Annotated in this window: 25 protein-coding genes; 4 read left to right on the top strand and 21 right to left on the bottom strand. The window is 64.7% G+C overall.

Annotated elements, in window-relative coordinates; translation table 11 throughout:
* Nucleotides 1–715: 715 nt before the first annotated feature.
* The gene (locus VT84_RS05120) at nt 716–964 is read right to left on the bottom strand and encodes a hypothetical protein (RefSeq protein WP_082838743.1); all 249 of its coding nucleotides are present in this window, start codon (nt 962–964) and stop codon (nt 716–718) included.
* Between the two features lie 61 nt (nt 965–1,025).
* A complete protein-coding gene (locus VT84_RS05115) occupies nt 1,026–1,463 on the bottom strand; it encodes a hypothetical protein (RefSeq protein WP_157469199.1) in 438 nt (145 codons plus the stop codon).
* 151 nt (nt 1,464–1,614) lie between these two features.
* Between VT84_RS05115 and VT84_RS05110 the strand changes: the two genes are divergently transcribed.
* Together VT84_RS05110 and VT84_RS05105 are read left to right on the top strand one after the other, a co-directional pair.
* Complete coding sequence (locus tag VT84_RS05110; RefSeq protein ID WP_082838742.1) at nt 1,615–2,730, top strand: ISAs1 family transposase; 1,116 nt, start codon at nt 1,615–1,617, stop codon at nt 2,728–2,730.
* A 34-nt stretch (nt 2,731–2,764) separates the two neighbouring features.
* Entirely contained in the window at nt 2,765–3,073 is a 309-nt protein-coding gene (locus VT84_RS05105; protein WP_082838741.1) for an ArsR/SmtB family transcription factor, read from the top strand.
* Nucleotides 3,074–3,256: 183 nt separating this feature from the next.
* On the opposite strand, the gene VT84_RS05100 is transcribed toward VT84_RS05105, so the two are convergent.
* From VT84_RS05100 to VT84_RS05065, 8 genes are all read right to left on the bottom strand, one after another.
* Nucleotides 3,257–4,114 (bottom strand): calcium-binding protein, encoded by an 858-nt coding sequence (locus VT84_RS05100; RefSeq protein WP_052560539.1) that lies wholly within the window; start codon nt 4,112–4,114, stop codon nt 3,257–3,259.
* A gap of 1,026 nt (nt 4,115–5,140) precedes the next feature.
* A complete protein-coding gene (locus tag VT84_RS05095) occupies nt 5,141–5,662 on the bottom strand; it encodes a YcxB family protein (RefSeq protein ID WP_052560537.1) in 522 nt (173 codons plus the stop codon).
* 87 nt (nt 5,663–5,749) lie between these two features.
* The gene (locus VT84_RS40510) at nt 5,750–6,400 is read right to left on the bottom strand and encodes a hypothetical protein (RefSeq protein WP_052560536.1); all 651 of its coding nucleotides are present in this window, start codon (nt 6,398–6,400) and stop codon (nt 5,750–5,752) included.
* An 83-nt stretch (nt 6,401–6,483) separates the two neighbouring features.
* The gene (locus VT84_RS05085) at nt 6,484–6,765 is read right to left on the bottom strand and encodes a hypothetical protein (RefSeq protein ID WP_052560535.1); all 282 of its coding nucleotides are present in this window, start codon (nt 6,763–6,765) and stop codon (nt 6,484–6,486) included.
* 268 nt (nt 6,766–7,033) lie between these two features.
* A complete protein-coding gene (locus VT84_RS05080) occupies nt 7,034–7,408 on the bottom strand; it encodes a TIGR03066 family protein (protein WP_082838740.1) in 375 nt (124 codons plus the stop codon).
* 273 nt (nt 7,409–7,681) lie between these two features.
* Nucleotides 7,682–8,050: a response regulator gene (locus tag VT84_RS05075; RefSeq protein WP_082838739.1), complete on the bottom strand. Its 369-nt coding sequence runs from the start codon at nt 8,048–8,050 to the stop codon at nt 7,682–7,684.
* A 93-nt stretch (nt 8,051–8,143) separates the two neighbouring features.
* Nucleotides 8,144–9,382: a calcium-binding protein gene (locus VT84_RS41935; RefSeq protein WP_082838738.1), complete on the bottom strand. Its 1,239-nt coding sequence runs from the start codon at nt 9,380–9,382 to the stop codon at nt 8,144–8,146.
* Between the two features lie 98 nt (nt 9,383–9,480).
* A complete protein-coding gene (locus tag VT84_RS05065; RefSeq protein ID WP_082838737.1) occupies nt 9,481–10,086 on the bottom strand; it encodes an RNA polymerase sigma factor in 606 nt (201 codons plus the stop codon).
* Between the two features lie 95 nt (nt 10,087–10,181).
* On the opposite strand from VT84_RS05065, the gene VT84_RS05060 reads away from it, so the two are divergent.
* Together VT84_RS05060 and VT84_RS05055 are read left to right on the top strand one after the other, a co-directional pair.
* A complete protein-coding gene (locus tag VT84_RS05060) occupies nt 10,182–13,070 on the top strand; it encodes a serine/threonine-protein kinase (protein ID WP_162271595.1) in 2,889 nt (962 codons plus the stop codon).
* 134 nt (nt 13,071–13,204) lie between these two features.
* Nucleotides 13,205–13,531, top strand: a complete 327-nt coding sequence (locus VT84_RS05055; protein ID WP_082838735.1) for a hypothetical protein — start codon at nt 13,205–13,207, stop codon at nt 13,529–13,531.
* A 1-nt stretch (nt 13,532) separates the two neighbouring features.
* On the opposite strand, the gene VT84_RS05050 is transcribed toward VT84_RS05055, so the two are convergent.
* The 11 genes from VT84_RS05050 to VT84_RS05000 all read right to left on the bottom strand — a co-directional run bounded on the left by VT84_RS05050 (nt 13,533) and on the right by VT84_RS05000 (nt 18,290).
* The gene (locus tag VT84_RS05050) at nt 13,533–14,585 is read right to left on the bottom strand and encodes a hypothetical protein (protein WP_052560527.1); all 1,053 of its coding nucleotides are present in this window, start codon (nt 14,583–14,585) and stop codon (nt 13,533–13,535) included.
* Nucleotides 14,586–14,627: 42 nt separating this feature from the next.
* The gene (locus VT84_RS05045; RefSeq protein ID WP_052560526.1) at nt 14,628–14,846 is read right to left on the bottom strand and encodes a hypothetical protein; all 219 of its coding nucleotides are present in this window, start codon (nt 14,844–14,846) and stop codon (nt 14,628–14,630) included.
* A 56-nt stretch (nt 14,847–14,902) separates the two neighbouring features.
* Nucleotides 14,903–15,163 (bottom strand): hypothetical protein, encoded by a 261-nt coding sequence (locus VT84_RS05040; protein ID WP_052560525.1) that lies wholly within the window; start codon nt 15,161–15,163, stop codon nt 14,903–14,905.
* Nucleotides 15,160–15,432, bottom strand: coding sequence for a hypothetical protein (locus tag VT84_RS05035; RefSeq protein WP_052560524.1), 273 nt, complete (start codon nt 15,430–15,432; stop codon nt 15,160–15,162). The genes VT84_RS05040 and VT84_RS05035 overlap by 4 nt, the downstream gene beginning before the upstream one ends.
* A complete protein-coding gene (locus tag VT84_RS05030) occupies nt 15,429–15,710 on the bottom strand; it encodes a hypothetical protein (protein WP_052560523.1) in 282 nt (93 codons plus the stop codon). Before VT84_RS05030 ends, VT84_RS05035 begins: the two co-directional genes overlap by 4 nt.
* Complete coding sequence (locus VT84_RS05025) at nt 15,707–15,964, bottom strand: hypothetical protein (protein ID WP_052560522.1); 258 nt, start codon at nt 15,962–15,964, stop codon at nt 15,707–15,709. The genes VT84_RS05030 and VT84_RS05025 overlap by 4 nt, the downstream gene beginning before the upstream one ends.
* Nucleotides 15,961–16,233, bottom strand: coding sequence for a hypothetical protein (locus tag VT84_RS05020; protein ID WP_157469198.1), 273 nt, complete (start codon nt 16,231–16,233; stop codon nt 15,961–15,963). The genes VT84_RS05025 and VT84_RS05020 overlap by 4 nt, the downstream gene beginning before the upstream one ends.
* Nucleotides 16,230–16,607 (bottom strand): helix-turn-helix domain-containing protein, encoded by a 378-nt coding sequence (locus tag VT84_RS05015; RefSeq protein ID WP_052560520.1) that lies wholly within the window; start codon nt 16,605–16,607, stop codon nt 16,230–16,232. Before VT84_RS05015 ends, VT84_RS05020 begins: the two co-directional genes overlap by 4 nt.
* 13 nt (nt 16,608–16,620) lie before the next feature.
* Nucleotides 16,621–16,815 (bottom strand): hypothetical protein, encoded by a 195-nt coding sequence (locus VT84_RS05010; RefSeq protein ID WP_082838734.1) that lies wholly within the window; start codon nt 16,813–16,815, stop codon nt 16,621–16,623.
* 66 nt (nt 16,816–16,881) lie between these two features.
* Complete coding sequence (locus tag VT84_RS05005; RefSeq protein ID WP_052560518.1) at nt 16,882–17,088, bottom strand: hypothetical protein; 207 nt, start codon at nt 17,086–17,088, stop codon at nt 16,882–16,884.
* Nucleotides 17,088–18,290 (bottom strand): hypothetical protein, encoded by a 1,203-nt coding sequence (locus tag VT84_RS05000; RefSeq protein ID WP_082838733.1) that lies wholly within the window; start codon nt 18,288–18,290, stop codon nt 17,088–17,090. Before VT84_RS05000 ends, VT84_RS05005 begins: the two co-directional genes overlap by 1 nt.
* Nucleotides 18,291–18,317 lie beyond the last annotated feature (27 nt).

The raw sequence follows: 18,317 nt of genomic DNA, 5'->3' as shown, positions 1-18,317 counted from the left end.
AGCATTTTCACCGAGTCCATAAAACGGCCGTGATCGCCTAGGATTTCAAGCACTTCGTTCATGTCGACCGCGTCGCTCAAAGCCTCCAATAGTTCACCGAAATCGACCCCAGCGGTAGTAATTACTACCGCCCAAAAAACGTGATGCGGCCCGCATTCTGAGCTAAGGTTCTGCTCCAAGGCAGACGCCCACTACGGCTTCTTCCTCCACCCGTTGCTGGGCAGAGTCAGCGCGAATGTCCCAAGAAATTCCACCGTCAAACGAATCACGTGCACGCTGGTATCGGCAGCGGCGGTGGCCAATTATGGCCGCATGCGTCTTCATGGTTGTCGGGATCGCAAGCCGAATCCCGAGGCCCAGCAGTGACGCAGCAACGATCGCGGGCGTTGCTCTCTTTTCGTTCGTCAGCGCCCTGTGGGCGTGGATAGCCTGGATCGCGAGCCGAGACCGGAAACAGATGGGTCTCGTCGAGACGGCCTTTGTTTGGCTCATGGTAGTCGCGTTCGTGGTGCTGCACACCGTTCGCCGATACGCACAGAACGGATGAAGAGCTGTGTACCCCAAAACGGGTGATCGAGTTGTCAAAGACCGTCAGTGCGATTGCGGGACCGCACGAGAACCCCGCCGGCGAGTCGAACGCCGGTGTGTGGTGGAGAACGCCACACACGAACCGTGTCGATGATCGACACGGTTGAACCGTCCGGGGTTGGGACTGTCAGATCCGGCCCGCGTTTTGTCTGCTGGCCTCCAGGTAGGTAGCGAGCCAGCGCACCGCCTCGCGCTTCGCGATCAGCACGCGGCGGCCGTAGCGAAAAATCTCAATCTCGCCGCGAGCAATCGCGCGGTCGATTTCAGGCCGTGACAGTGAAGTGAACTCGGCAGCCCCATCAGGAGAGAGCGCTCCCTCTGAGCAAATCTCTTCTGCGGTCGGCTCAGGGAACATTGGCGTGGCCGGGCGTGCCATGTGCGGGCCTCCAGAAAGGGTGTCGGGCGAGCACCCACAACTACCGCGCCCGCATTAGCCTTCACAGTTTCCAGTTTGCTTTGATCCCTTCAGCGAACTCAACTGGGTCGCGGATCTCGCAGTCCACGGTGAGAAGCGGGATATCACCTTCAACGTCACCGAGCGCGCTGTAGATCCGCTCCAGGCGCGTTTCGCAGATGAGTCCGTGAAGCAAGCAGTCCTCTTTGCGCGACGCGAAGTAGACCTTCTGAACGCTCTCGTAGATCTCGTCGAACTTGGCGCGGACTGCCATGATCCAGGCGGCCAGGGCGCGACTGCACTCGTTTTCGGCGAACTCGCGGTTCTTGACCTTCACGTGATAGGCCACTTCGCGCTCGACCCGCTTCACGTTTTGCTGCGCGCGGACCACGGCCAGTTCCGCCGCGGTGCGTTTCTTCTTCGGGGGCTTGTGGGTGAACGTGTGCCCGCACGTGTTGCACCCGAAGAGCCGGGGCTTCACGTCGAACCCGGTATCGTGCGCGCGTTCGGAACACTGCGGACAATGGACCTGAGTTTTGCGGCTCACAGGGCACCGCCCAGGGCGTGCGCACTATGAACTGCTGACGATATAGGAGTTTACGTCTACACCGAGGGTATCAGGAGGATGCCCGATGCCCCTTGCACTGACCACGGTGTTCGCGGACGTACCCGACCCTCGGATCGAAACCGCCAACAAGCTCCACAAGCTCACCGACATCTTGGTGATCGCCACGTGCGCGGTGATCGCCGGGGCCGACGGGTGGGAGGAGATCGCCGAGTACGGCCAGAGTAAGGAGGACTTCTTTCGGCGGTTCCAGGCGCTACCCCACGGGGTTCCGAGCCACGACACGTTCGAGCGCGTGTTCGCCAAACTCGATCCCGATGCGTTCGCGGACCGGTTCGGGCGCTGGATGTCGGAGCTGTGCGACTCGACCGGGCTGACCCACATCGCGGTCGATGGCAAGAGCGCGCGGGCGTCGGCCCAGGACACGTTCACCGGGTGCCTGCACTTGGTTAGCGCATGGGCGACCGAGAGCCGCCTGATCCTGGGCCAGCGGTCGGTGCCCGAGGGCGGACATGAGATCACCACGGTGCCCGACCTGCTGGGGGCCCTGGATCTCAACGGCGCGGTGGTGACACTGGACGCGGCCGGGTGCCAGAAGGCGACAATCGAGCAAATCCGCAAGCAGGGCGGTGAGTACGTGGTGTGCGTGAAGGGGAACCAGAAGGGGTTGCGCGACGCCGTGGCCGACGTGTTCGACCGCGCCGGGGATGACGAGTTCGCCGGGTGCGACATGGCGGGCGAGGTCGGTGCGGGACACGGGCGCGCGGAGGAGCGGTATGTGACCGTGGTTCACGACCCCGAGGGCTTACCGGACGGTTGGTCGGGTGTGAGTGCGGTGGCGCTGGTGTGCCGGGAGCGCCGGGTGAAGGGTCAGAAGAACGAAGGCACCGGGCATTATTACATTACCAGTCTGAAGGTGGGTGCGGGGCAGTTGGCGGGTTACATCCGCAACCACTGGGGCATCGAGAACGGGTTGCATCGGGTATTGGATGTGGCGTTCCGAGAGGATGATAGCCGCGCCCGAACGGGACACGCGGCCGCGAACTTGGGGATGTTGAGGCGCGTGGCCGTGTCGCTCCTGAAGCGCGCCAAGACCAAGGGCAGCATCAAGACCCGGCGCATGAAAGCCGGGTGGGACGACAACTACCTATTGCAAGTTATCCAAGGAATCACGGCACAATAAAGTGCGCACGCCCTGCTCCTTACCCTGAGCCCCAATGTCCCGCTCGAACGCCCAAGCGACACCACTAACCGCGTGGCTCGCGGCAACTGCTGATCCGACCCGGATGGACCTGATCCGCGCTCTGGCGGCCGGCGAGAAGACGGTGACTCAACTCGCAATGGAAACCCGCGCCGAGACGGTGAACGTGTCGCACCACCTCAAGATCATGAAGGACGCGGGCGCCGTGACCTTCGAGAAGGACGGTCGGTTTGTGATCTACAGCTTGGTCGAAGCCACGGTCCGCGGAACCACGCTCGAGCTGACGCACACGTCCGGGGCGAAGGTGGTTCTGCCGCTGGAGTGAGCCAGCGCGTGTGGTGTGTGCCCGCAACAGAGTCCCCGCCAATTGGCGAATAATCGGCTTCCTATGAAGTGCTGCACACTCGAGGGGCTGCGCCCTTGAAATGCGCCCGGCCGGTCAGCAAGGCGCGCCTTGCTGACCGGCCGGGCGGTTGTGTCACGCGAGCAAACGAATTACAACATCGACTCAGTACTGGATCTCGATCGAGAAGCTAAAAGCCTCGAGCGCGTCAGTCGCCGTGTCGGTGCCACTCCCGCCGACACCGGAGTCGCTCCCCGCGCCACCGTTCAGGGTGTCGTTCCCGTTGCGCCCGTACATAGTGTCGTTGCCGTTGCCACCGGCGATGTTGTCGTCCCCGTTCCCGCCGTCGAGGTAGTCATCGCCCGCGCCACCGCGGATCACGTCGTTGCCGTCTTCGCCGTACACCCAGTCGGCGTCGTTATCGTCGGCGAAGTAGTCGTACCCACCAACGAGCAGGTCCAGCCCGTCCCCGCCGTGGAGCTCGTCCTTCCCGTCCCCGCCGTACAGCTTGTCGTTGCCGGAGTTAGCCAAATTATCACCGCGGGTGAGGACGTTCGCCGCGCCCCCGGTCGCGATCCCGAAGACGTAATCGCCGCTGGTGCGCCCGCCCCCGTATAGGAGGTCATTTCCGGTACCGCCGTCAATAGTATCGTCGCCGGTACCACCGATCAGGAGGTCTGCCCCGGCCGAACCGGAGATCGTGTCGTTACCGTCCCCGCCGTTGACGATAAGGTGGCGGTCAGCCGCGACTTTCCGGGCATCGATGATGTTGTTCTCGGCGTTGCCGTTGATCGTAATCGTGTCCCCGGCCGAGTCGCCGATGGCCGTAGCCTTCGTCGTGTCATACGAGTTGACGCTGCTGATGTAGGTCTGACCGCCGGTCGAAAAGACGTACACCGTTGCCACTCCGTCCGGCACGTTGATCGACAGGGCGGCCGGAACGACCCGCGCCGAGAGGTTCTCGACACCGAGCTGGCACAGGACTGAGGGCTGCGACTTTCGGGCGGAATTGAACCACTTCATCTGACCGTCTCCTTCTGTTGATGGAGGGCAAACCCAGGAGCGAAACCGGGGGCCACCGTCCAAAAGGTTGGGCCGTCCGCTGGACGGCCCCAAGTCCCCGTAGGGCTTGGTCGGTTAAACGCGCGAGTCTCAGTTACGAACCTCTGCGCGGGATACGGGTCTCCGAACTTGAGCAAGACTGGTACAATACTCATGGCCGATCAGAATTGCTACCCTTATTATCGCCGCAGTGCAAAATTCTCGACCGAATTTACACTAAATTGAATTAATGATATTTAATTTGTTGATTGCTTGGGTCTGGTTGACTCGTGGGCCATGTCATCCGGGCAGTTGTGTTGTTCTCCGACACGACTGGCCCGCAACCGTTGCCGAGAACGCAACAGATGGCTGAGCCGTGTAGCCGAGATGGTTACGCAGATCAGTTGTAACCATCTCGGTTACAACAGGCCTTCTTCGCGCTGATCGCAGTTGTGGGCCTCTCGCCCACAACTGGGAGCCCGCCCGCAACCATGAACTTCTCGTTCAGGGTTCAAAGGGTGTTACGATCCGGAACACCCTTTGCAATTCTCGCAGTTGCGGGTCTCTCGCCCGCAACTGTGGGGTTCTCCACCACAGTTCGCCCGTGTCGCCTCCTTTCCACTGGCCCAACGGCAACCGTAAAGATCTCCTTTCCGGTTCCCCCAAAATGGTCCCTTTGGACACACTAAATGAGGCCAACCCCTAGGAATTCAAGCGTTTCACGGTTCCCCCAAAAATGCAGTTCCGCGCCCAAACATTCTGACAATGGCGGTGCCTTAAATTTGCCGCCTTTCGTGGCCTCAAACAACCTCAAAGCCTTCATTTCCAAGGGTTTCACGGTGCCCCAGATTTGGTGCGTGTCGGAGATCGACACGCGCGGTGGTTCGCGAAGTGAAATCGGCTGGGTGTGTGGCCCTTGTGCCCGGCCGTCGGGCCGAGGTCGGAGCCGTTCCGACGCGGGAACGAGCAGCCAGCGATCGATCAGGTGGTCGGGTCCGACGCAGTGCTTCACGCGGCAGGTTTCGCAAGTTTCTTGAGAGCGAAGTCCCGCACCGCCTCGTAGTCCTCTTCCCTCTCAAACCCGTGGCGCGGAACGATGGCCCCGGACAGTCCTGTGACGTAGATGTAAACGCACTCCCCAATCACCTCCACCCCCAACATATCCTCCCATCGAACAGCCGTCTGAACGGACTCCGTTCGCTCGATTAGCAAGTCGTCCGTCAGGACCAAGTTGATGCGTCCGATCACACCACGGGAGCCGAGGTCGCGGGCAAACGCGCGAACGGACCAGCCCACCCAGGCACGGTAGATGAAGGGGTAGCAGAGAGTGTAGGCACCGCCGACCGCGATTTGGATAGTAGCTACGTCGTAGCTGCCGGTGTCGACACGCATCGCCGCACAAGCCAGGAGTACTACCGGCGGAACAGCCCAACTGAGGCCGAACCGCCATCTGATCAACGACGACCGCTTCATTGCGTGAACGTTGAATGCGGCGTAGTCATCCAATGTTGTCGTGTACGTAAATTCCATCCGCACTGGCCCTCCGAGGCCTTGTTCATTTCCGTCTGCGAATTCGCACCTGGGCCGCAGAGAACTTCGCAGAGCATACCGCGATCCCTACTCCTTGCCGAGCACCAAATCGACGACCCAGCATCCGCGCACGTGCGGCCCGGGACCGCGGCAGTGATCGAGCACATCGGCGCTGTCACACCCGGCGTCCTGGAGTGCGTCGGCCAGAATCGGCATCGCGCCGAAGTCCCGAGATTCGTACATCTGCGCCGCGAGTGTAACGGCGGTGGAGGTGCGCCACGACGGGGAGAAGGTGACCGGGCGGAAGGGGTTGCCGAAGACATCGCGGAGAAGGTTCACGTGTGCCTGTCGTTCGGCAAGGCCGACGTCGTCGCCCTGAAGATGGGTGATCAGACTCACGGCGCACCCGGCGGTACCCACGGTGAGCGTATGCGCCTCTGAGCCCCGAGCGCTCGCGTTCAGAGCTACAACGGACGCATGCGCCGCTATCTGATCAGCCGCGCGAAACGCGGAATACGCTTCACGGCGGGCGGCTGCCAGAATCCGACGACTAGCGCGCTTATCCGCGAACCGCTCACTTATCTCGACGGCTCGCCGGCTGCGCTCGTCCAACAGGCACGCCATCACACGCCGGACACAAGCAACTCCGAACAGCCGAGCCTTCCGATCCCGGATAATGCCCAGGTAGGCGAACAGCGTTAATGGGTCATTACACAGCAGCCAGTCCGCTTCGGTCATCGGTCGCTCCCTGGAACCGCTCCCAGCATGACCGATGCGGCGGGAGGACCACGTCCGGTAACGCACCATCGAACGCCAAGGCTTCATTTCGTCGAGTACGGCCAGCCGTAGTACGCGAAGGCGATCGCCGCGACCACGACGGACGCTATCGCGGCCCCGGCGCACCACCAACTCTTCGCTCGCACTGCGGCCCATCCGCCGCATATCACCCCAGTCAGCGCGGGGAACGGAACCCCACCGATCCACTTACCAGGTGCATCGGGGATTGGATCGACGGCATGGAGCACCAACATGAGCAGGGCAAAAGCGGGCCAAGCCCACACCCAGCGTGCCGCGAATCGGCGGTGGTAATCTGCGTCTGACATGCGATTACGCTCGGGGAGCGCTCTCAGCGCGACCGATCCGGCGCCCGGGGCAAGCCACGATTCGTGGCTCAAACGCGGAGGTCCGTATCTCGAAGCCGCGACAATGCACCCGACATCTGCCGAGTTCACACCACGGGTCGATCGCGCCGGTAACTCCTAAATGTCACCACCTTTGACCGGGTACAAAAACGGCTCTCGCTCGCCTAAAAAGCACCTCGTTCTTGCGACGTCATCAACGCCCCATGCGAGCACCTCGGATCGTTCCCGGTTACTTGTCCTTACTGCGAACAAACGCCTTCTCGCGCCCGCGCTCCGTCGTGCCCACCAGCTCGGTGTCGGTCAACTTGGTGACGGTGAGTGTCTCTTTCGCTTCTTGGTCGCCGCTCTTGACGACCGTAATGAGCTTGTTGCCCTCGACCGTGTACGTGCCCTCGACCCGGATCGGCTTACCGGGCGACGGCATGAAGGTGGACTTGGTCTTGCCGTCCTTTGTGAACTCGATGATTAAGCCGTTCTTCGTGTTTTGCGCGTCCCAGCGCCCGACCAATTTCGCGGGGTCGATCTTCTCTACCTTCGCATCGTCCGCAGACGCACCCGACGCGGATGCCACGACAGCCAAAACACAAGCTAAACTTGCGCGCATCTGATCCCCTTTTGTTCCACGGAGCAAGGGACGCGAACCAGTAGACCAGACCGGGCGTGGTGCGCCAAACCGCGAGATGAGGTGGTATGGGCTGACGCGGCTTCAACGCTCCTCGAACCGGATGTCGTCCCAAGCCGGGACGTGAACCCCGTTGGCCGCATACACTTCGTGGTGAACGACCCGCCGCGCCTCGCGACGAGGAATGTGTGTGATATGCCCCGAACCGAGCTCGCGAAACACGGAACGTGAGAGTTTAGACGGCGATATCGAAATTCACAGGCCCGTTCCGGGAATCAGGGCCCGGAGTTCTTCGGCCCACCGGACCAGACTCGGGAGCGGCTTGGCGAACACGCGCAGCGCGCCGCGAGCGAGCAGTTCCTCGGTCGTACTCGCGCCCGTGTGCCCGGACACGAACACGGCCCGCACACCCGGATCGAGCGATTGGAGCGCGGCCAGGGTCCGTAGGCCGTCCCAGGGGTGAGGCATCTGGACGTCGAGTACCACCAGATCGATACCCCCGGCTCGGTACTCGTCCACTGCGACCGCCCCGCTCCCCGTGGTGCGGACCGTGAACCCCGCCCGGTTCAACGCCCACGCCAGCATCTGCGCGACAAGGAGCTCGTCGTCAACCACGAGAACCATCGGTAGGCCCCGTTCGGGTGAGCGCGGCCCGGCACTCAATGGAGCCGGGCCGCAAACCGTGGCGCCCGGGGAGAACCCCGGGCGCCCGACACATTACCCGAGTTTGACGGTCTCGTTGTCGTTGTCGCCGTAGATGTCGACCGTGTGCGGGAGGGCGAAGTCGTTCACCCCCCAGTACGGGTCGTTGTAGTTCCCGTAGGTGTTGTTCACCCGGATGAAGTCGCTCCCGGCCCCGCCGTCCAGCGAGTCCGATCCGTCCCCGCCGAACAAGTAATCTCGCTCGGTCCCGCCCTTCAACGTGTCGTTTCCGACCCCGCCGAACAGCCAGTCGCTGCCCGCCCCGCCCTCGAGCGTGTCGTTCCCGTACCCGCCGATCAGGGTGTCGTTCCCCGCGTCCCCGTACAGCACATCATTCCCCGCGGTCCCGGTGCCGTCACCGGACAGGCTCTCCCAGCGCCACTGCGTGCCCACCTTCACCTGGTGTCCCTGGTCGCCCCACAACAGATCGTCGCCCGACCCGCCGTGCAATACGTCCGCGCCCCAGCCACCGAGCAACATGTCGTTGTTCGATTCGCCGGCCTTGGTAACCACGTCCACGTACACCCCGTTGACCAGGTCGCGGTCGCCCCAGAGCGTGTCGCTCCCGTACCCGCCGAACAGTTGGTCCGCGCCCGACCCGCCGTTCAGGACCGAGTTGAACCGGGTGAAGTTGCGCACGATGTCGTTGCCCGCCTTCGCGTTCACCACGATCGTGATCTGGCTCCCCGCGGCGAACGACGGGCCGCCCTGAGATTCGCTGTCGTTGGCGTTGAGGATGTTGACCCCGACCGGGCGGGTGTCCCCGTCCCCGTATTCGCCCACCTGGGCGTTGTTGTACGCTTCTTGTAGGTCGATCCGATCGGCCCCGCTGGTCCCGTTCACGGTCAGCGTTCCGATGCGACTGGTCGGGTTGTAATCGAACGCCCAGGTGATCCCCCCGCTCACCGTGCCCGTTTCGTGACGCACCGTCGCCAGCCCCGAGTTATTGGTGAGAGTGTCACCCGACCCGCGGTTGACGAAATCAAGAGCCGTGACGCCAGTGGCGGACACGTTCGCGACGATACTGTTGTTGTCGAACACGAGGTACCGACCGCCGCTCAGGTTCGAGCGCGTGACCTCGACCCGGTTGATCGCGGCGTCGCCGGTGATGGTGAGCACCCCGCCCGCGACCGACGCAGTGGCGGACATCATGGCCCGCTCCCCGAGCGCTTCGAGTCCGAGTGCGGTGGTGCGGCGGGCCGCGGGGGAGGTGGCGGGAGTGAACAGCTTGCGAACCCAGGTTTTCGGCGACATTTTCGTGCTCCGTTGACGGCCCCGCGGGGCCGGGTGAGGCCGGGGTTCGTTCCCCGGTACCTACCAATCGCGGGAGTGTGACAGAAAAATATTCGCCGTCAGTCGATCAGGTCACCGACCTCTTCCTTGAGGCGCCGTAGCACCCGGCTCTTGGCCTGGCGCACCGCGGCCGTACTGACCCCCAGTTCGGCTGCGACTTCCGCCGGGGACCGCCCGTCCACAGTGGTCGCCCAGAACATGGCCCACGTCTTCCCCTCGAACTCCCCGCGCACCAGTTCCAGTGCCCGATGGTACAGGGCGTGTTTCTCCGAAACCGGGTCGTCCGCGTCCGGTTCGCTCACCGGGTCGGCTAACTCGTTCAGTGCGGCCAGGGCCGCGGTCCCGCCGCTCCCGTGCGGTTGTTGGCTCCGGCGCCGGGCGTGGCGCAGCAAAATCATTCGGGTGATCCCGCGGAGCCACCCCCGGAACGTGTCCCCCGGGCGGTCCCGGCGGAACCGCTCGAGTCCACCGGCGGCCTCCCGGAACACCTCTTGGGCCACGTCCTCGGCGTCCGCCCCGGTCGCACCGCCGCGCCCGGCCCAGTATTCAACGAGCGGCCCGTAGAGGCGCACGGTCCGGGCCCAGGCGTCCGGCTGGTCGGCCCGGAGCTTGTCCAGGAGCGTCATCGAGGTCGCGGCGTGGTTCGCGTCGCGGGTGTCGGACATGGGGCACCGGGCGGGATTCGGGGAGAACGTGTCACAGCGGCAGGATGTGTGTTATAACGCGACCGCTCCGGTCTTCCACTCCGCGGACCACGCACATGACATCCGACGCCCGCCCGACGCCCAGCGATTGCCCGCCCGACGCCGTTCTGACTTCGTTCCTTCACGGCGACCTGTCCCCCGACGAAATCGACCGGGTCACCCGCCACGTCGAGGGGTGCGCCCGGTGCGAGTCCGCTCTTCAGAAGCTCGATACGAACGCGGGCTCGATCGCGGCCGCACTCCGATCCGCGCCCGCGCCGGCACCCGAACCGGTGACCGGGACCGTGGTGGGCGGGCGGTACGTCCTCGGGGATGCCATCGGTGAGGGCGGAATGGGAACGGTGTATCGGGCGCGCCAGACCGAGCCCGTGCGCCGAGACGTAGCGGTAAAGCTAATCCGCCCGGGGATGACGTCCCAGCACGTCCTGGCCCGGTTCGAGGCCGAGCGCCAGGCCCTCGCCGTGATGGACCACCCGAACATTGCCCGGGTGCTCGACGCTGGGGCCACTCCGGACGGGCGCCCGTTCTTCGTCATGGAACTGGTCCGCGGGGTTCCGATCACCGTGCACTGCGACACCAAACACCTCACGCTGCACGAGCGCCTGGAGCTGTTCGTGCCGGTGTGCCGGGCGATCCAGCACGCGCACCAAAAGGGCGTCATCCACCGCGACATCAAGCCGAGTAACGTTCTCGTGACCGAGATCGACGGGCGCCCGGTCCCCAAGGTGATCGATTTTGGGATCGCCAAAGCGACCCAGGGGCCGCTCACCGAGCGCACTCTGGTGACCGGGCTCGGGGCCGTCGTGGGGACCCCCGAGTACATGGCCCCGGAGCAGGCCGACACCGAGCGCCTCGACGTGGACACCCGGGCCGACGTGTACGCGCTCGGGGTGCTCTTGTACGAGTTGCTGACCGGTTCGACCCCGCTCACCCGGCAGCGGGTCGGGCGCGCGGCGCTGCTGGAAGTCCTGCGCCTGGTGCGCGAGGAGGAGGCGCCCGCCCCGAGCAGCCGGCTGGCCGGGGCCGAGACCCTGCCGTCGATCGCCGCGAACCGGCGCGCCGAGCCCCGGCGCCTGGCCGCCATGATCCGCGGGGAGCTGGACTGGGTGGTGATGAAGGCGTTGGAAAAGGACCGGTCCCGGCGGTACGAATCGGCGTCCGGGCTGGCCGGGGACGTGGAGCGGTACCTGGCCGACGAGGTGGTCGGCGCGCGGCCCCCGTCGCGCTGGTACCGGTTCGGGAAGTTCGCCCGGCGCAACCGCGGGGCCGTGTCCGCGGGGCTCGGGTTCGTGCTGCTCCTGGCCGCTGCGACCGGCGTGAGTACGTGGCTCGCGGTCCGGGCGACCGCCGCCGAGAAACAAGCCGTCGAGAATCTCGAAGAGGCAAAAAAGCAGCGCGCGAAGGCCGAGGGCCTACTGGACCTGGCCCGCGGCGCGATCGACCAGTTCGGCCGGCGGACTGCCAACGACGGGCGACTCCTGGGCCTGCCCGGGGTCCAGCGCGCGCTGCTCGCGGACACCGACGAGTACCACGAGCGACTGAACGCGGCCTATCCGGGCGACCCGCGGTTGATCGGGGACCGCGCCCGGCTCCGCGCGTACCTCGGGTACGTCGAGACCGAGGGGGGCTCGCTGCCGAAGGCCCGGGAACACCTGAACGCGGCCCGGGCCGCGCAAGAAGAGCTAATCACCAAGGAGCCCGGGAGCCGCACATACCGGAACGACCTGGTGACGACCACAACGTACTTCGGGCGGCTCGCCACGGTCTCGAGCGACCCGACGGGGGCATTCGAGCACTTCGATCGGGCGATCGCACTCGGCGAAGAGTTGCTCCGCGAGGCGCCGACGGACGTACCGATCCGGGGCGACCTGTCGGCCGCGTACCGGATGGCCGGTGCCGCCCGGTTCGATGCCCGGCAATACCCGGCGGCGCGGGCGCTTTACGAGCGGTCCCGGGATCTACAGACCGACCTGATCCGAACCGAGGGGCCGCACCGGGAGTACCGCGACAACCTCGCCACGGCAGTGAACGGGCTGGGATTGGCGTGCTATCGGCAGTCCCCTCGGGATCTGCCGGGCGCGCGCCGGGCGCTGGAGCAAACGCGGGCGCTGTACACCGAACTGGCGGCGGCCGAACCGGATGCGTTCGAGTACCAGTACCGGTCGGCCGCGGCTCTGAACAACTTGGTCATCGTTGCGCGAATGGAAGGGACCACACCGCCGAACGAAATTCGTCGCCAGTTCTTCGAGGTCATCGGAACCTACGAACACTTGACGGCTCGATCTGGCGCGCGGCGGTACCGGCACGCGCTCGCCGGGGCCTACGACGAGCTGGCGAGCGAGGCGCGCGTCGCGGCCGATCCCGCCGGAGCACTGAAGTGGGCGGACAAGGCGTGGGCCGTGGTCGAGGGGCTGCGAACCGGGGATCCGGCGTCCCCGGACCTCCAGAATTTGATCCGAAACGTACAGTGGAACCGAGCTGAAGTGCTGTCCGCCCTCGGGCGCTCGGACGAGGCGTTGCCCGTGTGGGACGAGTTGCTCGCGATGAAGCATCCCGAGGACACGCGGAACGAACTCCGGTCCCAACGGGCCGCGAGCTTGGCCGCGGTCGGGCGCCGATCGGACGCGGCCGCCGAAGTCACTGCCCTAACCGCGGACCCGAAGGCCGCCCGGCTGATGTGCTTCCGGGGCGCCGAAGCCCTGGCCGAAGCGTCGGCCTCGGTGCGCCGCGACGCTTCGCTCTCCGTGCTGACCCGGAATTCTTGGGCCGAGGTGTACGCGATCCGGGCCCTTGAGCTCTTGACCCGGGCGCGGGACGCCGGGTACCTCGTGACGCGAGACGGCAAACGTGAGTTGGCGACGAGCCCCTATCTGGCCACGCTCCGTGAGCGCCCGGGGTTCAAACGCCTGGTCGCCGCACCCGCGCCGCCGACAGTTTCGAAATGAACGGCTGCCGGCTTCCATGCCGTACCGCCCCCGGTTACCCTCGTGTCGTCGCCACCCACCTGCGCGCCTTTGGGGAGCCGCGTATGAGCGCTATAATTCGAGCGGCCGTTTTCGCACTCGCATTCGGAGCGCTCATGTCCGCAACGACGACTCAGACACCGGGCCAGGAGAAGAAGAACCCGTCTAAAGACGAGAGCTACGATGAGAAGGTGTCCGTGAGGAAGTGGAACGGGAAGATATTCATCAAACCCGTCGAGAACGTGCCGATGTACCGCAAGACGGACAAGGACGGCGTGGTGAAGATGTGGACCAAATCGCAGTTAGCGACGGATGGGAACCCGGACAAAGGTTCGGAGCTTACGGACAAGGACGGCGCCGTCTGGATCGTGAAGAAGATCTCAAAGGGCGCCGAGTTCCACGTCTGCACGGTCGAGAAGAAGCCCGCCGAAAAGAAGCCGTAGTTCAAATCGCAGCGACTTGGAACAAGTCCTCGAACTCTCGCACAGGGAACAGCGAGTCGTCATCCCCCAAGTCGTTTGCGTCGATAGTCCCGGTGCCCGCGGGCGGTCGGAGCACCATGTAGTATCCGGCCTCGCCCTCTCCGGTCTTGACCGTGTGGTAGTAGAACCCGAGTTGGCCGAACGGAACGGGTTTGTGCTGGAAGATATACTTGATGTCCCACGAGTACCCCAGCCCGGTCGGGTCGGGTAACAGCCGCTCCTCAACTCCCACCAGTAACAGCGTCAACGACCAGTACCCGAGAAACGTGGTCTTGTTCACGCTCCCGAGGACACCCTTCGTGTCCTCGTTTCCAATCACGCGGTTGGTTAACGGCTTACCCGCTCCCCACGCATCGAACGGCACCCGGCGCCAGATGATGGAGAACCGGCGCATGGGCTCGGTGAACCCGACCGCGAACGGGATTGGCACTTTCGCCGGCTTGGTCACCCCGTCGTCGGTGACGTACTGGAGCACCCCACCGGGCAGCCCGACGTAGTTCGCCTCCGTCGTGATCTCGCACCCCACGTACCCCGGCTTGGTCACGTAGCGCTCGGTCTCGTTTTCTGTGTCCTCGTCGGGCTTCACCTCGAACGGGACCATTTCGTAGACGCACCGTAGCTCGGCCTTGTCGTAGATCGGGAGTTGTTCGCTCACATCGTCGTCGTCATCCGGCTCCTCAATGTCACCAGTGAACCGGAACGGGTCGATGTCCACCTTCGTGCAGATCCAGTTCGGGAAGTCCGGGTCGCGTTGAGGCACGAGGCGGCTGATCGTCTCCGTGCTCCCGTCCAACCAGATTTTGCACGCGCCCGCGAAATAGATCGCGGCATTGAACCGCTCTTCCCAGGCGCAGAAGAACACGCGCGTGCAGCCCGCGCCGTCCGGGCCGAGATTGTATCGCACGTGCCCTTCTTCACTGACGCCACGGCGCTGGATCCGCATCGCCGCGATTTCGTCCTCGGTGAATTCGCGAAGGGAACCGTCTGGGTTCTCGGGAAGGGTGGGTGTGGCCAAGGTGTTACCTCTCTGTGGTGAGTGCGGTTCGTGTTCGGCGGCTCAGTTCCCGTTAGTCGATGCCTCGAGCGCGGCCAGGAACGTCGCGACGTCTTCACCGCGGACCGTAATCGTGGGGTGCCCGGTGCTGTTGCCGTATGCGACCGGTACGGCCATGTGGACCTGAAGGGCGTCGCCCTTCGTGTGCTTCTGGTGCTCCACGTAGGCCACGTAGTTCAGGTTGATGATCTCATCACCGACGCGGATCAGCTTCGGCTGCATTGCGTTCCTCACGTTTGGGTTCATATCGCCAGTTTTCAAATCAAGTCGTTCGGGTGTCACACGCGCCGGAGTGCCCGAGCCACGATCCCGGCGGCATACCTGCGGTCCTCGGCGCTGATCTCGCTCAGGTCGACAATCAGGCCCGAGCACCCGGGGCACCGGGACCACGCACCGACCGACAGCCGGGCGATCTCGGCCCGCTCCTCGGGCGTCAGTTCCAGGGGCGCTCGGGTCCGGTCCGCGGGCACCTTCCCGCACCGCGGGCACTTCACCCGGGCCGCGCGCTGTTCGAGCTTCAGCAAGCGAGATCGGTTCACGACTCGGTCCCTCGTGCCGCCCGGAACAATGCCAGGGCGCGGGCCTTGTGCTCGTCGGGCATCAGGTTGATGTCGAAGCGGACCCGATCGCAACCCACACACATCACCCGAGCCGGTACCAACAGCGCGGCCAGTTCGCGGATCGCTTCTCGAGTGAACTGGTGCTTGCGAGGCCGCGGGTTCGGGACCGGTGCGAACGAGCGCTTGCACACCGAGCACGTCAAGTGCGCCGCGAGCTGCTCCAAGCGTTTCATGGCTGTGCGGTTCACAGGAACTTCCTCAACGCGGGAGAGCACACCGGTCGTAGGATCGCGAGTGCCCGGTTCAGGTCCACGTCGCTCATCTGCATGAGATCGAACGCCACGTGCCCGCACACCTCGCACTGCGACCACATCCCTTGCATCAACCGATTCAGCTCGGCCATATCCGCATCACTCAACGGGCCGAGGTCGTCACCGCGCTCCCGATCGGCCCGACGTTTGCCGCACCGCGGGCACGGGATCTCGTCGGCGCGCTGGAACAGTTTGGCGAGACGGGTGCGATTCACAGCGGGGTCACCTCGATACCCTGCGCGTCGACCGGCGTGCCGTTGGAACCGCGGGTCACCACGACTTCCTCGATCACCGTCACCCCGCACCCCAACACCCCGCAGTTCGGGCACCGGTCGTCCTCGACGAACTGGTACGGCTTATCCTCGTACCGGCGCCACCGGCGCAGCTCTCGGGTTTCGCCGGGGACACACTTCGGGGCGATCGCGTCGGCCAGTTTGCGGGCCTGGGTGAACAAGTTGCGGATGCTCATGCCACGCTCCCCACGGTGCCCAACTCGCGCCCGTCGTCGTCAACAACGACCTCGTCGATCACGATCCGGTACTTCCCGCCGCACCGCGGGCACTTCCCGATGAAGTTGCACTCCCCGTCGTTGTTCTTCCCGCCGTCGTCGGCCCAACGGTCGGTATCCGCCGGATCGACCCACGGCTTGCCGTCCGGAGTTGTCGCACACCGGCACGGCCCTACGGGGAGTCGGGTGAGCAGGTTGCGCACGCTGTTGACCATGCCCCGGATACTCATTGCTTCGCGCCCCCTTCGAGACGGCGTTCCAGTTCCTCAAGCTTGCCCCTCAGTTCCGCGAGTTCCATCACCTTCAATCCCTGGCTCAGGATCTCCGATGCGGCCCGTAATTGGATGCCTTCTGTCGGAGAACCCAGCAGGCCGCGTAGCGCTTTCGCCGCTTCGGTCATCGCGTCGGCTAGTTCGCCGCACGCCCGGGCCACCATCTGGCCCCGCAGGTCCGCGACCATCGCCGTGAACGCGGACTCGCGGCGCCAGTTCTGGATCGTGCGCTCGGACACGTTCGCGGCGGTTGCGGCTTCGGCCGCGGTCTTCCCGGTGGCCAGTGCGACCGCCGCCAAGTCCCGGTTCGCGGTCTTCTTCCCACCGGCCATCGAACCCAACCTTTCACTCGGTTACACCCCGTTGCGGATCTCCGGGCGAATCTCCCGCCGCAGCGTCCACGTCCCGTTCCAGCTCCAGCACCGACTTCCCGGACGCGGCGAGCACGGTGAGCATCAGTTGCACGTCCACTTCGGCACCGCGCGCCAGTTCGTTCACCAACTGTTCGTAGGGTTCGTTCAGCGCGGGTGTGGTGCTCATGGTTGAATAATCGCGTGCGGGGTGTCGTTGCGCGCCGGTGAAACGGCCCGAAACCAAAATGCACCGCTAGATCTGTACATGAACTTTGTCGTCCGGCCCCGGGAGCGTGCGAATCATCCGCTCCTCGCTCACGGTGCGCGTGCCGCACGTCTTGCACCGGCGGTACCTGACGACGAGGTCCGCGGTCGGTTTCGTCGTGCGGTAAACTTGCAAACTGCCGCGACACCGGGCACACGACAGGCCACGCGGGCGCGGTTCGGGCTTCTGGTCCATTACCCGTTGACCTCCGTGATGCCGTAATGGGCCTTCATCACCGTCATCATTTCGGGCGGGAAGTCGCGCTCGCGGACCGTGCCGGTCCAACGGAGGTTGCGGCACACGGGGCACTGAGCGCCCTCGCGATCGTGGGGCTGGTGTTGGTTGAAGGCATAAGGGCAGTCGGTCACTGCGGACTTCGCACGCTTGATCTCGGCAATCACGGCCTCGAGGGATTTCAGCACGTGCTTACCGCCCGCTTTTGTGCCCGTCTCGACGTACTGCAGGTGCAAGTGAGCGCCGGCCGGAGATCGGGACAGGGCGTCCACGTCCCGGGCGCATTCGTGGAGCTTGGCGAGCAGTGCGTCGAACAGGTGCGCGTCGGCGAACGCCTCGGCCGCGTGGGGCTGAATGGGAATCCCCCACGTGTCCAGTTCCGGGACCGCGGGCGGTACCTCGCCCTTTTGCCGCAGCGCCTCACGCGCGCTCGCCACCAGCGCGACGTCGGCCTTCGTACCGAGTGCGATCTGCTCGTCGGTCCGCGTGGGATCGGCCCGCAGTGCCCGCTCGACGCGCTCGCTCGTGTCCAATTTCTTGCGGGCGCGCTTCGGTGCGTTGGGTGCGGGTTCGTCGTCTTGATCTTCGTCCATGTCGGCCTGGGCATCTCCAACGGTTGGAGATGGTCCCGGTGAATCGGGGAGTGATGCGGGGTACGATCGCCCGTCGCGGGTGATGATCTTCTCGGTTGGTTGCAGTTGTCCGGCCGCGACCATTCCCTTCCGCACCTTGCGAATGAACTCGTCCGACACACCGATGCGTTCCGCGATCACTGGGGCACTGTCCTCGCGGTATAGCTTCAACGCGGTTACCGCGGCCTTACGTTTATCCTCGCTCTTGTACCGAAGCCCGTGGGTCAGGTTCGAGGCCCACCCCGCCAGCCAAGCATCGGTCAAAGTTCCATCGCGGATTTCGACTTCGCATTCGGTGATGCCGGCTTTCTGGTACGCAGCGTAGCGGTGGAAGCCCGCGACAAGGGCCGGCTTCTTGAACCCTCGATCGGAGATGCGATAAGCCAACAGCGGGGGGAACTTGGCGCCGTCCCGGGCCGCAGTCGCGTACTCGTTCACGGTGTCCTTGCACGTGCCCGCGATCCGCGTTTGGAGCAACGGGGTCACGTATAGTTCGTCGAGCCTCACCGTCGTCACAGTCATGTCGCTCATGCTTACCTCGGTGGTGTCGTGCCGCTG

Origin of the sequence: Gemmata sp. SH-PL17 (genome assembly GCF_001610855.1) — a bacterium.
In the GTDB taxonomy this organism is placed as follows: Bacteria; Planctomycetota; Planctomycetia; order Gemmatales; family Gemmataceae; genus Gemmata; species Gemmata massiliana.
Note: the sequence above shows the minus strand (reverse complement) of the source record. Positions and strands in the feature narration are given on the sequence as shown.

Excerpts from the sequence above, each read along its gene's own strand:
- VT84_RS05120 (WP_082838743.1), bottom strand. The coding sequence starts at position 964 with ATGGCACGCCCGGCCACGCCAATGTTCCCTGAGCCGACCGCAGAAGAG.
- VT84_RS05110 (WP_082838742.1), top strand. The coding sequence starts at position 1,615 with ATGCCCCTTGCACTGACCACGGTGTTCGCGGACGTACCCGACCCTCGG.
- VT84_RS05105 (WP_082838741.1), top strand. The coding sequence starts at position 2,765 with ATGTCCCGCTCGAACGCCCAAGCGACACCACTAACCGCGTGGCTCGCG.
- VT84_RS05100 (WP_052560539.1), bottom strand. The coding sequence starts at position 4,114 with ATGAAGTGGTTCAATTCCGCCCGAAAGTCGCAGCCCTCAGTCCTGTGC.
- VT84_RS05095 (WP_052560537.1), bottom strand. The coding sequence starts at position 5,662 with ATGGAATTTACGTACACGACAACATTGGATGACTACGCCGCATTCAAC.
- VT84_RS40510 (WP_052560536.1), bottom strand. The coding sequence starts at position 6,400 with ATGACCGAAGCGGACTGGCTGCTGTGTAATGACCCATTAACGCTGTTC.
- VT84_RS05085 (WP_052560535.1), bottom strand. The coding sequence starts at position 6,765 with ATGTCAGACGCAGATTACCACCGCCGATTCGCGGCACGCTGGGTGTGG.
- VT84_RS05080 (WP_082838740.1), bottom strand. The coding sequence starts at position 7,408 with ATGCGCGCAAGTTTAGCTTGTGTTTTGGCTGTCGTGGCATCCGCGTCG.
- VT84_RS05075 (WP_082838739.1), bottom strand. The coding sequence starts at position 8,050 with ATGGTTCTCGTGGTTGACGACGAGCTCCTTGTCGCGCAGATGCTGGCG.
- VT84_RS41935 (WP_082838738.1), bottom strand. The coding sequence starts at position 9,382 with ATGTCGCCGAAAACCTGGGTTCGCAAGCTGTTCACTCCCGCCACCTCC.
- VT84_RS05065 (WP_082838737.1), bottom strand. The coding sequence starts at position 10,086 with ATGTCCGACACCCGCGACGCGAACCACGCCGCGACCTCGATGACGCTC.
- VT84_RS05060 (WP_162271595.1), top strand. The coding sequence starts at position 10,182 with ATGACATCCGACGCCCGCCCGACGCCCAGCGATTGCCCGCCCGACGCC.
- VT84_RS05055 (WP_082838735.1), top strand. The coding sequence starts at position 13,205 with ATGTCCGCAACGACGACTCAGACACCGGGCCAGGAGAAGAAGAACCCG.
- VT84_RS05045 (WP_052560526.1), bottom strand. The coding sequence starts at position 14,846 with ATGCAGCCGAAGCTGATCCGCGTCGGTGATGAGATCATCAACCTGAAC.
- VT84_RS05025 (WP_052560522.1), bottom strand. The coding sequence starts at position 15,964 with ATGAGCATCCGCAACTTGTTCACCCAGGCCCGCAAACTGGCCGACGCG.
- VT84_RS05020 (WP_157469198.1), bottom strand. The coding sequence starts at position 16,233 with ATGAGTATCCGGGGCATGGTCAACAGCGTGCGCAACCTGCTCACCCGA.
- VT84_RS05015 (WP_052560520.1), bottom strand. The coding sequence starts at position 16,607 with ATGGCCGGTGGGAAGAAGACCGCGAACCGGGACTTGGCGGCGGTCGCA.
- VT84_RS05010 (WP_082838734.1), bottom strand. The coding sequence starts at position 16,815 with ATGAGCACCACACCCGCGCTGAACGAACCCTACGAACAGTTGGTGAAC.
- VT84_RS05005 (WP_052560518.1), bottom strand. The coding sequence starts at position 17,088 with ATGGACCAGAAGCCCGAACCGCGCCCGCGTGGCCTGTCGTGTGCCCGG.
- VT84_RS05000 (WP_082838733.1), bottom strand. The coding sequence starts at position 18,290 with ATGAGCGACATGACTGTGACGACGGTGAGGCTCGACGAACTATACGTG.